Source organism: Shewanella sp. LC6 (assembly GCF_006385735.2).
Lineage (GTDB): Bacteria > Pseudomonadota > Gammaproteobacteria > Enterobacterales > Shewanellaceae > Shewanella > Shewanella xiamenensis.
Window position 1 is genome coordinate 4,696,956 of sequence record NZ_CP043902.1, and the last position, 13,882, is coordinate 4,710,837.

Genomic DNA, 13,882 nt, shown 5'->3' on the forward strand with positions numbered 1-13,882 from the left:
TTTTTTAGCCAAACGGCAAAGACTGCTATTCCTTATGCTCTTGGCACTGCTAGAATCACAGTCCCATCCAGAAACTATAGGACTCTCCAGATGAGCCTTGAATTACTGTCCAAACTGGAAACCAAGATCCAGGCTACACTCGAAACTATCGAGCTTCTAAAAATGGAGCTAGAGGAAGAGAAGCAAAAGACGTCAACCTTGAGTGAGCAAAACCAACAATTAAGTGAGCAAAACCAACAATTGCAGCAAGAACTGAGTTCTTGGAACGAGAAAGTTACCGGACTTGTTGGCTTGCTCAATAGTGAAATCTAAGCTGTTTTAGTTTGATGATTCTGCGCTTCAATCAATTCGTTCAGCTCTAAGATAGCCTGCTTTACTTTTGGCAGGCTTTTTCTCGGTAATAAAAATCTTCCTTTTTCAAATTCCAATCGACCTAAGTCTTTTACCCATATCACACCAGTGAGAAAAATACGCGCATGCTTAACAATAAGCTTAGGTGCGTAGACAGGGAAAACTCTCATATAACCCCCTACAGGCATTTTTGTTGTTATTGACCACAGTCATTTGACAGAAAGATGTCCAATTGAGTTTCATCGATAAAGAATTATTTTCAAAACTTACAATAAATACAAAATAACAAATTGATTTAATTTATAAAAATAAAGCAATGATAAACACAAACCCAAGTGTCAACATTTTGACTATTGACATTATTTTGACGCTTATCTAAAATCATCCGTGTTACTCAGGGTAAAAATGAGCCATATGGCTCAAGTCCGTACTCTCCATTATCGGAAGTACGGTTTTTTTTGCCTAAATCCTAATACGCATTCTCCGCAAAACTGGTTCAACGTATTCTGGACAATTTGATGCGGCCAATAAAAAAGGAGCGCTCGGCTCCTTTTTTATTATTTTTTCATTATCAATGAGTTAGATTGCAATCAGATGACTAAATCACCGCAATCCTAAGATAATCACTTCCTCGCTAAGTAATAAGCAATGTCTAATAGCTCGTCATAGGACTTAATCGCACCCGTTTCAACACGGTATTTGCCATTCACCACTATCGCAGGCACGCCAGAAAGTTTCGCGTTTTCAGTATCGCGCTTCATTTTCGCCATTTGGGCTTTGACCATAAATGAATCTGCTGCGGCATCAAAAGCTTTACCATCAACGCCATTAGCCACAAATAAGGCACGCACATCGTCACGGCTAGTAAAGTGTTGTTTCTTGTCATGGATGGCAGCAAATAAAGCCGCATCGATTTTTTCATCGACATTGAGTTGATGAGCAACCGCAAAAGCGCGTGACATCTCTACGCCCATTTCTTTGCCGATAAAATCAACGTGGGCTTGGTTAAATTCAACACCTGCTGGCTTTTCAGCCAAAATTTTAGGCACAACCGTTTTCGAAAAGTTGTAGCAATGTGGGCAATAGAAAGAGAAAAACTCGGTGATTTCAGGTTTAGCTGTCGCGGGACCATCATTAATCACAGTGTAATGTACGCCTTCTTTGTATTCCGCTGCCGAAACCGCGAATGGAGCCAATAACAGCGCTGCCGCCATAAGTAATGCTTTTTTCATGAATTTTCCTTAAATCAATTATCTAAAATAGCTGGAGCCTAACATATTTCATTTTTTGAGTGTAACTCAAGCTGAGAGTTCAATCCGTTAGGCAAGAGAGCCACGTAAATCCCACCCTGTTCACACATTTAATAAGGGATCAAACTTAGCGGTGGTTCATTAAGTGCCGCGAGTTGCTCCTTAAATGCCAAAATCTGCTGCTCCCAATACTTTTCATCCCCAAACCATGGGAAATGCATAGGGAAAGCCGGATCTTGCCAACGCCTGCCAATCCAAGCGTTATAGTGCACCATCCGTAATGCGCGTAGGGGTTCAATCAACGCCAGTTGCCGCGTATCGAATTCACAAAATTCCTCATAGGCTTCGAGCAATACCTCGAGTTGCAGTTGCTGCTGCGCCCTATCCCCCGTTAGCATCATCCATAAATCTTGAATGGCAGGTCCCATGCGGGCATCGTCTAAATCCACAAAACCCGGCCCATCGGGTGTCCAAAGAATATTCCCTGGGTGTAGATCGCCATGCAAGCGAATCGGTTTGAAACATTGCTGCGACCAAACGGTGTTGACCTTCGCCAGCACTTGTTCGACCACAGTGAAAAAGGCGACCCGTAGAGAAGTCGGCACTAATTCTGATTGTTTCAACCACGCCAAAGGCTCATCGCCTAAGATTTGCGGATTGAGCGGTTCGCGGGCATGAAAAACCGACTGCGCGCCGTACTGATGTATACGACCGATAAAACGGCCAACAAATTCCAACTGTTCTAAATTATCGACCTCAAAGGCTCGACCACCGATGGAAGGAAACAGTGCAAACCGAAAACCTTGGAAATGGTGCAAGGTACGCCCTTGCACTAAGGCTGGCACCGCCATCGGGATTTCCTGCTCGGCAAGCGCGAGGGCAAAATCGTGCTCCTCCTGAATTTGCGCATCGGTCCAGCGATTTGGACGATAAAACTTCACTACATAGCGCCGCCCTTCATCACTGCGAAATTGATACACGCGGTTTTCGTAGCTATTGAGTGCAAGCAGACCCGTTTCAGGGTAAATGCCAAGACTTTCGATAGCATCTAAAATCAAATCCGGTGTTAGAGCTTGAAAAGCAAAGGCCGCCCCCGAATCAGCATTATCGATGGCACTTTGGTGTTGATTTAACGTATCTAGGCTCATTGGAACTCTCTCATTAAATGGTGGCGCGCTCATAAGTGGCGGCTTAACAGCGTGGCAAGGTATTCTAGCACCTCAACATCAGCCTCACGCTCCACACTCAGCCAACAGATATTGCCGTAAAACTCATAATTGAGCCAAAGTGGTGTACCTTCAAACTCCAATAACCATTGATGACGATCGGCTCCCCATTGACGCTCGCGCACGCGGCAATCTAAGGCCTGGGCTAACGGCTCGGCAAAGGTTTCGAAATGATCAAAATCGATATCACCGCTCACACTTAAGCTTAACGCGGCTCTATCTAACTGAATGGCGTTTAATTTCATCTTTACTTCCATCAACTACTGCACGACATAATCAGCCCTTGCCCCCAATCCGGAGGACGCTTGGCCAGATCGTCATGCTCAGCTTGCTCGCTAAACGGTTGACGCAACACTTGGTGCAAACGCTGTAGCGGCGCAAGATCCCCTTCTTCAACGGCGATAATCGCTTCTTGGGCCAAATAGTTGCGCAAAATATACTTGGGATTGATGTTATTACGCGCCTGCTGCCACGCCTCAACATCAGTAACCTTACCAAGCCGCACCTGATATGCCTGATACCAAGTATCGAACTCGTTGAGATCAATAAAATCATCCCGCAAAGGCGTGTGCACACTGCTAGGATCAAGCTGACCAAATCGACGCCAAGTGTTGCTGTAATCCAGCTGATTTTTCTCCATCAACACGGTAAAGCGGCCAATGAGTTCTAAGTCCTGTTGATCCTGCTCGGCTGTCGAATCCGCTCGCTCAGCGAGTCCTAACTTAGCGCGCATCAGCATCAAATAATGCTGCACTAGAGCATGTTGATATTGATTCAAAGCGGCAATTAAATCATCTGACGGGATAACAGGCGTCAACGCCTGCGCTAAACGTTGCAGGTTCCACAGCCCAATGCCGGGCTGCTGCCCAAAGGCATAACGCCCTTCAGGATCGGAATGATTACAAATAAAGTCTTCTTGGAAGGTATCGAGGAAGGCAAACGGGCCAAAATCGAAACTATCACCAAGAATCGACATATTATCGGTGTTCATCACCCCGTGGGCAAAACCGATAGCCTGCCAATGGGCGATCATCTTGGCGGTATCTTGCACCACCTGTAAAAACCAAGCTTTATAACCCGCCAGATCGCAGCTCAAATGCGGATAATGCTGCTTCAAGGTAAAGTTGAGCAATTGCGTCAGCTTATCGGCTTGACCACGCTCGCTATGGCAGAAAAATTCGAAATGACCGAAACGGATATGGCTGCGCGCCAAACGCACAGTAATGGCTGCGGTTTCTTGGCTCTCGCGCCAAACGGGCATATCAGAGCCGATCACCGCCAAGGCACGGGTCGTTGGCACACCTAAATGGTGCAATGCCTCAGAAACGAGAAACTCCCGCACCGCAGAGCGCATTACGGCTCTGCCATCACCATGACGAGAATAAGGGGTCGGTCCGCCGCCTTTGAGCGCCACATCCCATGCACCATTAGGGCCGATTGCTTCACCGAGAATAATCGAGCGCCCATCGCCTAATCTAGGGGTATAGCCACCAAACTGGTGCCCGCTATAAACCTGCGCATAATAGCTTGCACCTTCAACAGCCGCGTTACCCGATAAGCCCTGTAATAACCCATCTGTTGGCTGACTTAAGCCAATTAATGACGCGGCATCTTCACTCCAAGCGAGCCAATGGGGGTTACTAATGCCCTGCGGATAGACTTGGGAATAAAACTCAGGCAATTGGGTGAAAAAATCCTGTTTGAACTTCATCAATACATTCCCTATTGAGTGAGCTGCTTGCACACCAGCACGGACTTATCGTTCAACTCACACTGCTGGCCACATTGATATACGCCGGCGCCGCTGGCCTCGAAGCCACTCATACCTGACCCCGTTAAACGCTGTAATCCATGGGCTTTGCGCTGGCATTGTTCGAGAGTGTCGTAATAACCATTGATATCATCAGGTTGTAACGGCGTCGTTGGCAGCGAGATCGCCTTCGGATAATAAAATAGCGTCCATTCCGGGGTTTTAGTGCAACCTGTCAGCCCAAGGCCCAAGCTGGCAAATAAGACAACCAAGGGTAATTTCATTTTGACGATTTGATTCAATAAACTCGCAACACACTTCATAAAAATAGCTCATAAAAAAAGCGAACCTTAGTTCGCCTTTTGCGCGGTAAGTCTCCGGATTCTACACGGCTTTTAGCCGTTAAATAACCGCTTTTAGGTTATGGGCATTTGAGGCGCTAGAATTAACCAGTTTATGCCAGAGTCTTTAACCTTACGCCATGACAACAGAGTCATTCTTACTATCACTTTTATGCAGTTGCAGCTTTTGCCTGCGCCTTCTCAATACGGCTGATCCGGCCTTCGAATCCTGTGACAGTACCATCGGTTAAGCCAAGTGAGACAGCCTGCTGACATAACGCGATAGCTTCGTTAAAGGCTTGAGTATCATTTAATAATGTTGCAAGTTGCATAAAGCCTGTGGTTTTAAGCTCAACCTGTTTGGGCTTGGTGGCATTCGCTCGGTGGAATAATGCCAGATAAAGCTCACACAGTGCTGCACCATAGGCTAAATAGTCAGTCGATTTTCGCTGCTTATAACACTCTGCAATCACATCCTGTAACGCGTTATAGCGCGCAAGTTCGGTCTCTGCACTTTGATAACCTTCGAACGCACGCTGCAATGTCACATTCGCCCATGAGCCTGGTGTCGCAAGGCCTTCGGCCTCGGAGGATACAGGTTTGATTTCAGCCTCTTTCTCAATATTTGCGGAGGCGTCGGCCAAGATAATCACAGGGTCTTCATTGGGCACAGCGGGAATATCGACATCGATAATATCTTCACTTATTGCAACGATTTCGGCGCGGCTAGGCTGATGCACCTCTTCCCTCGGCATTAATTCAATCTCAGGCGCTTTCATAGTAGCAGAAGCGTCTTCAGGCGTATTATTTACTGGAGGAGTAACTTCGGGCGTAGATTCAGCCACTTCTGGGAAAGAATTAGTATCCTTTGTCATTTCAGTTGTTTTTTTTGCCATCATTGCCTCTTGCTCTTCCTTCGCCAAGCGCTGGGCACGACGAAATAAAAACACTCCGATAACGATCAGTATTAAAACGACAATGACCTTCATTCTTCTTCACCTTTTATGGCTGCTTCCTGTTAGAAGCTATTGCAGTTGGCTTGCCAGAACGACTCAGTGGTCTGCGACTGACAAGGAGTTTTGTCCAAAAGTTGAGCAGTGATTAACCGCTATTAAAGTCCATAGTGTCTGTGTAAATCAAGTATTTATGCCGTTTTATCCGATCTTGCACGCAAATCGATATAAGCAATTCGGCTAGACTGCTAAGGTTTATGACCGTTTGCAAAAAATTAAGGAAAGCCTAATGCAAAAAATTCTTATTGTTGCCCACGCGAGTCCATACGGCACAGAAAAACTGTTTAACAGCCTGCGCATTGCTTTAGCCCTCAAGGATCAAACCGAGCAAGATGTTGATCTCAAAATCTTTTTAATGTCAGATGCGGTATTTGGGGCACTCAAACAGCAGACAACGCCTGATTTAAGCTATAACTTGCAGCAAATGTTTGAGATCCTTAGTGCTCAGCAAGTCCCGATTTTACTGTGTAAAACCTGCGCTCAAGCGCGGGGAGTGAATACGGATATGCTGCTCGAAGGCGCTGAAATTGGCACCTTACAGGATCTCACCCGCTGGACTCTGGCCGCCGATAAGGTAATGCACATTTAAAGTCTTATTTTGTGCGCATCTTCATAAATTGACACTTACGTTTTGAACAAGCCAGTGCCGCTGCTTATGATGGGATTATCCGAGTAACAGACTAAGGTATTCCCATGGACTCAGCGGCCCTACTCACAGGCAAACTGCGCTACGAGCATCAAACCATTAGCGCGATGGCGAAGATCTATTGCAAAGCTAAGCACCAAGGCCAAACGGCATCCGGCCTGTGTGAAGAATGTTTAGCACTGCTAGAGTATGCAGCCGTTCGCCTCGACCGTTGTCCCTATGGGCAAGATAAGCCCACGTGCAATAAGTGCCCAGTGCATTGCTACAAGCCCGCCCAAAAGGCGCAGGTCAAAGAGATCATGATTTTCGCGGGGCCGAGAATGCTGTTACCGCATCCCATTCGTGCAATCAAACACTTACTGGCCGAGCGTCATCCCGTACCTGCGTCAGTCCCCGAAGCCGCATCTAATCGTCATCAACGCATCGCTATTTCACAGAAAAATACCTAGGAATGCTTTTTCGCCTCGAATTTCCCTGATATAACAGGTCGTCGAGGTGACAAAATGAACGAATTTAATACATTTTTTGCTCAAGCCTATTGGTGGTTATCCCTATTTGGTGGCTTACATTGCCTCGCGTTAGCTATTTATATTCGTTACTTTTATCATTCGGACAATAATCAAAAGCTATTGGCGGCTTTTCTAAGTCTCATCGCACTGTATTTTCTGACGGGAATGCTTAACCGTGATAACACGCCAATTCCTATCCACATATTATTTAATTTGCTTGCCCCGATTTATTTTTTACTCATGCCACTGCTTTACCTCTATTGCAAACGCAGTTTAGAGCAACATACTGAGCCAATTGGTTTTTCATGGCATTATTGGCCGGCGATTATCACACTACTGCTTGCAGTTATAGATATTACTTTGCGGCTCAACTTACATAAAAACGCCATTTGGTTTCAGGCTGAATTCTTTAATAATCCGCTGACGATCGATTTCAGCCACTGGAGTTTAGCAATGCCGTTGTTGCTGTTTACTCAAACAGCAGCCTATTTTGTCGCTCTGTGGCATCTACTTAAACAATATAAAGTCAGTCAACCGCCATTGAGCGATGCACCACAGGACACCTTGAAACTCATCCGTTTCCGCTGGTTATTTGGCCTAACCTTAGCGATGTTATTTAACTGGCTACTGCGTGTATTTGTGGTTGTACTGCCTTTTTATCTAGGCGACTCGCTTTCAGCCTTATCCCACGCCTTGCCCCGCTTAAGCTTACTATTAAGTTTCTACTTACTTGCCGCCTATGGTCTAAAGCAGATCACTCGCACAGCGTATTTGAAAGGCCATTTATCAGTGCCTAAACCCAAAGTTGAATCTTCATCTTCAGGAGTGCTCACCCCCGAGGAGCTTGAATTTATTCAGCAACTGCAGCAAGAATCGAACGATAGCAAGGAAAAATCGACTACCACGCCCAGTACACCTCAGAACTAAACCATCGCTTAGCAATCAAAACTGGCAGCATGTCTTATTGAAAAACTGAATCCGAGCTGACATTAACGCAGCTTTAGGCTGTCATTTGTGACAACAAAGGGTAGTCTGATGGAACCAAGACTTAAGGAGGAACGCCATGAAATCAATTTTATCTTTTGTTGTCGCATCGACCTGCTTGATTGCCAGCTTACTGACACCAGCTGCGCAAGCAGATGATAGTTACACTGAGGCTTTAAAAAATTTTCACCAAGCCAAGGAAACCCGCAAATTTTTTGATACCGCCTATGGCTACGCCCTCTTTCCAACAGTTGGCAAAGGTGGAATTGGTATTGGCGCCGCCTACGGCAAAGGTCGGGTTTTTCAAGCGGGACAATATATGGGAGACTCCAGCCTAACCCAGCTATCTATTGGATTTCAATTAGGTGGACAAGCCTATAGTGAAATCATCTTCTTTAAAGATGCCAAATCCTACAATGAGTTCACCAGTGGCAGTTTTGAGTTTGATGCCCAAGCCTCCGCCGTTGCCATTAATATGGGCGCTAACGCCAAAGCGGGCACCACAGGCAACTCGGCAGGTGCAGGTCAAGCCGGTGGTAATCAATCTGCTACCGCAGCCTATATCAATGGCATGGCAGTCTTTACCGTTGCCAAGGGTGGACTAATGTTTGAAGCCGCACTGGCGGGACAATCTTTTACCTTCGAGCCTAGGGCTAACTAAGATTACAAGACCGCTTCCAGAAAACCTCTGAACTCGAAAAGCTCAGAGGTTTTGTTTTAATTACGCTTTAACCTACTCATGTCCCCAAGGAACTGGCGGGAAAGGCTGCGGTTGGGTTAGATCAAAATCCACTTGAAAATGACGGGCTTCCCGAGTGAGTAAATAACTGAAGGTGTTTGGCGTAACTTCTATATGCCACACATTGGTGACAGACTGGGTTAGGCCATTTTGCATAAAGTTATCAATCGATGCCTGATCGATGGGAAATGATTGCTTTTGACTGGTTCCCATACTGGCGGTATCGCCACCATACATAGTGACTTTATCTTCAGTCCCATCTTGATGGCGGTGATCGTGCTTTAGCCTTAACCCCTGTTCCGTTTTAGTGATCACCCAAGTACGGGAGTGGTCGTCTCCCACATGGAATGGGATTTTCAGCTCAGTATCGCTGCATTCGCGCACATGCATCACCAGCGCTTTATCACGAAAAGCCGCATCGGCGCTGTCCTTTGAGACGACTTTACCCGCAAACGCTTTACCGCAATGGGCGGCTAATTGATTGAAGAAAGTCTCTTGTTCTATGGCAAGTGCAGGTTTGGGAGTCGCATTGGCAAATACTGGCGTTGCCATCCATAGGCCGACAATTCCAAGACGTGCTAAGGTGATAGTTTGCATTATGTTTTCCATGGGAAATTCAATGCAAAACACGCTAACACAGGGGAATAAATTTAAACTTAATTCCCCTGTACTTGTGAAGGATTACCAACCGATGTAAAGACGAGAACGGTTACCTAAACGTTTTTTGATAAAGCGTGCCGTGATAATACTACCCACCATCAGGAAGAGAAAAATCGCGGCCGAGAACAGAATACTCGTGATAGCAGACCCAGGCGGAAAACGGAAACGGAATATCGTTGCAGTGGTATTAAACAACATATCGAACAGCGGATGGATAAAGAAAATCGCAAAACTCATTTCGGCGATTTCGATAAGCCAAGGTAAGCGACTACGTTTTGACAGCCAATCACAGAAGTTAAGCACCAACACACACAGGCTCAGTTTTTGGATAAACTGCCAGTCGATGCCGTTATATTCAAACGGCGCTTTATGGTAGTTACCAATGTGCTGCACTATGTAACTCTGTTCAACCAAACTCACAACAAGGAAAATCCCTGCTAATGCACTCAAAATCGAGCCATAGCGCATCACAATATGTTCATCTTGGGAATATAAAATACCAATCAAATAGAAAGGCATAAAATAAACGACTGAATGAATAAAGTTAACGTTGCCTATGGGTCTGTGGAGCAAAATGGCCACCACACAACTCAGTACAAATAGCGTCCAACGCATTTGCTGTGAGCAGCGAATAAACCATAAAAATACTGGCGACAATAAAAACACTGCCATGATAAAAGGGATATACCAATGCGGGTACAAGATGTAACCATTCCGTACGGTATAAAAAATACTGAGCAACAACTGTTCAAGTGGCTGATGCTCCATAAAAATCCAGCGCAAACTCAAGCAGAATAAGCCAACAGCAGAAACCACTAAGAAGGGATAAAGCACATTTTGCACTTTATTCTTCATGAACTTACCGTAATCGAAGTCCTTATAAAAAATCCGATGGAAAAAATAGCCAGAGATAAACACGAACAGCGCCGTGCCACCTCTGAGTAAATTTTCCAGCAATGACGGAAACCCTTCCCCAGAGTTGTAAATACTATGCCCAAGCACGATAAAAATAATCGCAATGCCGCGCATGTAGGTAAATTCGAGCTGATTTTTTCTCATATTAATTCATCGCACAGTAGAGGGTTCTTCCCTCAACAACACTTGCAGAAACCCTTATTGTTCCGTGGATTTCCGGCTCATTAAACACCAGATACTGACCTTCGCGTTGGAAGGTAAACCCCAAAGGTAACAGAGTTGCGGCTTCAATGCCCTCACAATAATTTTGCAAAGGCACATCCAACAAGGGGCTACCACTGACATTTAAGTTACTAAATTGCACACTCATCCCTAAATAAGCCTGAGTCATTTCCTCTTGATAAGGCACGACATAAAACCCGGAACGAACTTCCCCCACATCCATAAAACTACTGCTATCGCTCACGCTCGGCATGACCAATAGTGGCACCTTGGGGTCCTGCACATCTCGCAACAGCTGAGCCAATTTTTGGTCAGTCGACGGATAGTAAGCCAGCATATCTTGCAGACGTTTCTTCTGTGCACTATTTTGCCCAACCGGTGGAGTAATCGGCTTAATGCGACCCAGTAGTAAATCCACAGGCAACATGCCCGACATCACTGACTCTTTCCACACATAGCCATCTTGAGTGCTATCTAACAGTATTCCCGCAAGTGCGCCGATATTCTCAGCTTCGGCCGTCCAACCGCCAAGCATTTGCTGCTGTTGATAATAATCCTGCACATATTGCAGCAGTATCTGTTGATAACCGAGATAGGTTTGGTTTTGGCTCAGGAAGCGCGCGCCCGCAATCAACTCAACGTATTTTGCACTGCCTTCGACTAAATCACTCACATAACTGACTTTATCTTCGTTAGGCGCCGTTTGACGCCATGCCTGCAACCAGTAAGCAGCATGGCCTAAGTACAATGCTTGTTGCTCGGGCTGTTTTAAGGCTGACATGAGCGAGTTGAATAACTGAAGACGGTAATAGCGCGCATCAAAATTAAGCGGGTAGACCTCCCCTTCATAGCGGCGAGCGTCCTCTAATACACGCCACTCGGATTGAGCGTAAAAATGAAACGCCTCATGCACGCTATTGCCAGCCCAAATCACGAAAGGCAAATCGGCAGTTTTTGTCGTACTATCAAATTGAATCGTCGGCGACTCGAGCTGGATCAGCACACCAGCCAACCCTTGATACTGAGGAAAACCAAAATTAACTGATAGACCAGAGTGAAGGTTAACTGACTCTAACACACTGTTGTCTTTAATAATCTCACCACCGGGCTGACGTAACCAAACACTGCCCGCATAGCTGAAGAGGTGGACTTTATCGTCGAGACGAAATCCCGGCCACAGAGTTTCACTCTGACGACTAGTTTGAGCCATAAAATCGAGGTACAGACGAGCGAGTTGTTCTGGCGAGGCCTTATCGGCGAACACGGGAGTGGCGGCAGAGACTCCTATCAACCACAGGATCACCACCATAATATTTTTCATTTATTTGCCTAAACACACACAATGGGTTCACAAAACAGCGCTAGCATATAGCGCAATTGCGTAATAGTGAAACGTTTAACAGAAAATTTTTTTACCCTCAAAAAACTAAGCCAACTCATCTTCATTAACCACTAATAAAATCATATTTTTAAGGTTTAATGCTCAGAGATATCAGGATTTAGGCGTTGTCGGCTCATCGCCAAACCACAACGCTAACTTAGCCGCAGCCAGTGATTTAACCTCATCATCAATATAAAGCGTTACCATAGTCAACGCCGCCGCTAACGCCCCTAAATCATCAGTAAAACCGACTAACGGCGTTAAATCGGGAATCGCATCTAAAGGCGAGATAAAATACGCCAAGGCCCCAAAAATTACCGACTTGGCCCACGTAGGTGTATTAGGCTTTTGTGCAGCATAGTAAAGCCACAAAGCACGCTCAACCACCTCACGCCCAGCCTGGCGACCAAACATTTTGATTTTGTTCCAAAAACCAGTTTCAGTAAATGCTTCCTCGGCCATAAACCTCTCCCCCCCTCTGATAAAATGTGCCATTTAAACGTAACCTGAATACTGCTATCCACATTACCTTTCCAAACTAGCAAACCCCGAGTATTACGAATAACTAATCACACTTTTGTTCAAGAATAAAGCAAACATTCAATCTCATATCACATTTTCATATTGACTGTTATTTAGCCCGATTAACCTTCTACGACACACTAATAGATAACACAAGTACAAACATCACAAATATTTACATCGATATATCTTTCAACTTTATATTTGACCCTATTCACACATTCACTCATAAAACCCAGAAAAATTAAATTTCATCATCAGAAATAAGATTATTTCAATCGCTTAAAAACAGGATGAAACTCATAAATAACAGAATTAACCAGAACATAATGCCACATTAATCTTGGCAACAAGCCTACAAAGAACTCATAGTAATAAGTAAATATTGCAAAGAGTTTACTAAACATGAAAATAGATAATCTGAATTATCTTCAGCTTAGAGTGTTACTTTCCGTCTATAAACATGGTCAAGGTAATATCGCGGCTACAGAGCTTGGTCTATCAAACTGTAACGTCACGCGTACATTAAATGCACTACGCGATATATTCATGGACTCACTATTCATTCGTAAATCACATGGATTAATTCCAACTAAAAAGTTAGAAGAGCTCATTCCGCACGCTAAGTATCTTGTTGAACAATATCAACTACTCGAACGTCAACATTCTGTTTTTACTCCTAGTGAGTCAGGCGGTCATTTTGTAATACGCGCCTACGATGAATTCGTTTATGCCGTACATAAAGTAATCGCTAATTATATTCAACCAGAAGCACCCAATCTTAGATTTGATGTTCGTAGTTTAAGTCATGACTGCAACAATGAACTTATTACAGGTGATATTGATTTTGTTGTTGTGTACGAAGGCTTCGATGATAGTCGCCTCAATAATGAAATATTTTCAGAAACCGGAGATATATACATCTTAGCCAATCATAACCACCCCATTCTTGAGGGTGAAATGTCATTGGAACAACTATCAAACTATCCACTGTTAGAGATTGATAACTATAACGATCTCAGTTGTCCGCTATTGGTTAATCTTTGTCGTGACAATGGATTACAAATGGATGTGGCGGGTTATACCGACAGTGTAGCAACCGCCATGCAAATGCTCGCTCAATCTAACAGCATCACGTTAAGTTGTAATCAATTTACTCGTCAATTTGTCGACATGATTCCCTCGGTTAATTATCGAAGATTAACAGATGAAATGATTAACGATATTAAAGAAATCCGCAGTGAACAAAGAGCAGTTGGAAATTACATTCTCTATGGAAATATAAATAACTCACCAGCATTCAACTGGGTTAAATCAAAACTCGTTTATGGATTAGAGAGAGAATGGCGATTAGCCTCAGCTAATTAAGAGAT

Annotated in this window: 17 protein-coding genes; 6 read left to right on the forward strand and 11 right to left on the reverse strand. The window is 44.6% G+C overall.

Annotation, left to right across the window (positions count from 1 at the left end; all coding sequences use genetic code 11):
• Positions 1 to 90 precede the first annotated feature (90 nt).
• The gene (locus tag FJD32_RS20985; protein WP_037413745.1) at positions 91 to 312 is read left to right on the forward strand and encodes a cell division protein ZapB; all 222 of its coding nucleotides are present in this window, start codon (positions 91 to 93) and stop codon (positions 310 to 312) included.
• Here FJD32_RS20985 and FJD32_RS20990 read toward each other — a convergent pair.
• The 7 genes from FJD32_RS20990 to FJD32_RS21020 all read right to left on the reverse strand — a co-directional run bounded on the left by FJD32_RS20990 (position 309) and on the right by FJD32_RS21020 (position 5,907).
• A complete protein-coding gene (locus FJD32_RS20990) occupies positions 309 to 521 on the reverse strand; it encodes a DUF1107 domain-containing protein (RefSeq protein ID WP_011070699.1) in 213 nt (70 codons plus the stop codon). The genes FJD32_RS20985 and FJD32_RS20990 overlap by 4 nt on opposite strands.
• A 453-nt stretch (positions 522 to 974) precedes the next feature.
• On the reverse strand, positions 975 to 1,583 hold the full coding sequence (locus tag FJD32_RS20995) for a thiol:disulfide interchange protein DsbA/DsbL (RefSeq protein WP_088586256.1): 609 nt from the start codon (positions 1,581 to 1,583) through the stop codon (positions 975 to 977).
• A 128-nt stretch (positions 1,584 to 1,711) separates the two neighbouring features.
• Complete coding sequence (locus tag FJD32_RS21000) at positions 1,712 to 2,749, reverse strand: serine/threonine protein kinase (RefSeq protein WP_069453788.1); 1,038 nt, start codon at positions 2,747 to 2,749, stop codon at positions 1,712 to 1,714.
• A gap of 29 nt (positions 2,750 to 2,778) precedes the next feature.
• A complete protein-coding gene (locus FJD32_RS21005) occupies positions 2,779 to 3,072 on the reverse strand; it encodes a DUF3630 family protein (RefSeq protein ID WP_088586257.1) in 294 nt (97 codons plus the stop codon).
• Between the two features lie 11 nt (positions 3,073 to 3,083).
• Entirely contained in the window at positions 3,084 to 4,538 is a 1,455-nt protein-coding gene (locus FJD32_RS21010; RefSeq protein ID WP_069453790.1) for a protein adenylyltransferase SelO, read from the reverse strand.
• Positions 4,539 to 4,549: 11 nt separating this feature from the next.
• Entirely contained in the window at positions 4,550 to 4,861 is a 312-nt protein-coding gene (locus tag FJD32_RS21015) for a hypothetical protein (protein ID WP_181159772.1), read from the reverse strand.
• A 227-nt stretch (positions 4,862 to 5,088) separates the two neighbouring features.
• A complete protein-coding gene (locus FJD32_RS21020) occupies positions 5,089 to 5,907 on the reverse strand; it encodes a hypothetical protein (RefSeq protein ID WP_037413755.1) in 819 nt (272 codons plus the stop codon).
• Between the two features lie 253 nt (positions 5,908 to 6,160).
• Here FJD32_RS21020 and FJD32_RS21025 point away from each other — a divergent pair, with 253 nt between their 5' ends.
• From FJD32_RS21025 to FJD32_RS21040, 4 genes are all read left to right on the forward strand, one after another.
• Positions 6,161 to 6,520, forward strand: a complete 360-nt coding sequence (locus FJD32_RS21025; RefSeq protein ID WP_037413757.1) for a DsrE family protein — start codon at positions 6,161 to 6,163, stop codon at positions 6,518 to 6,520.
• Positions 6,521 to 6,624: 104 nt separating this feature from the next.
• Complete coding sequence (locus FJD32_RS21030) at positions 6,625 to 7,026, forward strand: nitrous oxide-stimulated promoter family protein (RefSeq protein WP_037413759.1); 402 nt, start codon at positions 6,625 to 6,627, stop codon at positions 7,024 to 7,026.
• A 54-nt stretch (positions 7,027 to 7,080) separates the two neighbouring features.
• Positions 7,081 to 8,013, forward strand: a complete 933-nt coding sequence (locus tag FJD32_RS21035; RefSeq protein ID WP_088586259.1) for a hypothetical protein — start codon at positions 7,081 to 7,083, stop codon at positions 8,011 to 8,013.
• A 136-nt stretch (positions 8,014 to 8,149) separates the two neighbouring features.
• The gene (locus FJD32_RS21040; protein WP_088586260.1) at positions 8,150 to 8,731 is read left to right on the forward strand and encodes a lipid-binding SYLF domain-containing protein; all 582 of its coding nucleotides are present in this window, start codon (positions 8,150 to 8,152) and stop codon (positions 8,729 to 8,731) included.
• A 72-nt stretch (positions 8,732 to 8,803) separates the two neighbouring features.
• Here the strand turns inward: FJD32_RS21040 and FJD32_RS21045 are convergent, their stop codons facing one another.
• The 4 genes from FJD32_RS21045 to FJD32_RS21060 all read right to left on the reverse strand — a co-directional run bounded on the left by FJD32_RS21045 (position 8,804) and on the right by FJD32_RS21060 (position 12,449).
• On the reverse strand, positions 8,804 to 9,361 hold the full coding sequence (locus tag FJD32_RS21045) for a hypothetical protein (protein WP_050991370.1): 558 nt from the start codon (positions 9,359 to 9,361) through the stop codon (positions 8,804 to 8,806).
• A gap of 129 nt (positions 9,362 to 9,490) precedes the next feature.
• Positions 9,491 to 10,528 carry an acyltransferase gene (locus tag FJD32_RS21050; protein WP_088586261.1) on the reverse strand — a complete coding sequence of 346 codons (1,038 nt, stop codon included), beginning with the start codon at positions 10,526 to 10,528 and terminating at the stop codon, positions 9,491 to 9,493.
• A 1-nt stretch (position 10,529) separates the two neighbouring features.
• Positions 10,530 to 11,927, reverse strand: coding sequence for a hypothetical protein (locus tag FJD32_RS21055; RefSeq protein WP_088586262.1), 1,398 nt, complete (start codon positions 11,925 to 11,927; stop codon positions 10,530 to 10,532).
• 171 nt (positions 11,928 to 12,098) lie between these two features.
• Positions 12,099 to 12,449 carry a YkvA family protein gene (locus tag FJD32_RS21060; RefSeq protein WP_037429250.1) on the reverse strand — a complete coding sequence of 117 codons (351 nt, stop codon included), beginning with the start codon at positions 12,447 to 12,449 and terminating at the stop codon, positions 12,099 to 12,101.
• A 465-nt stretch (positions 12,450 to 12,914) separates the two neighbouring features.
• On the opposite strand from FJD32_RS21060, the gene FJD32_RS21065 reads away from it, so the two are divergent.
• Positions 12,915 to 13,877: a LysR family transcriptional regulator gene (locus tag FJD32_RS21065; RefSeq protein WP_037429252.1), complete on the forward strand. Its 963-nt coding sequence runs from the start codon at positions 12,915 to 12,917 to the stop codon at positions 13,875 to 13,877.
• Positions 13,878 to 13,882 lie beyond the last annotated feature (5 nt).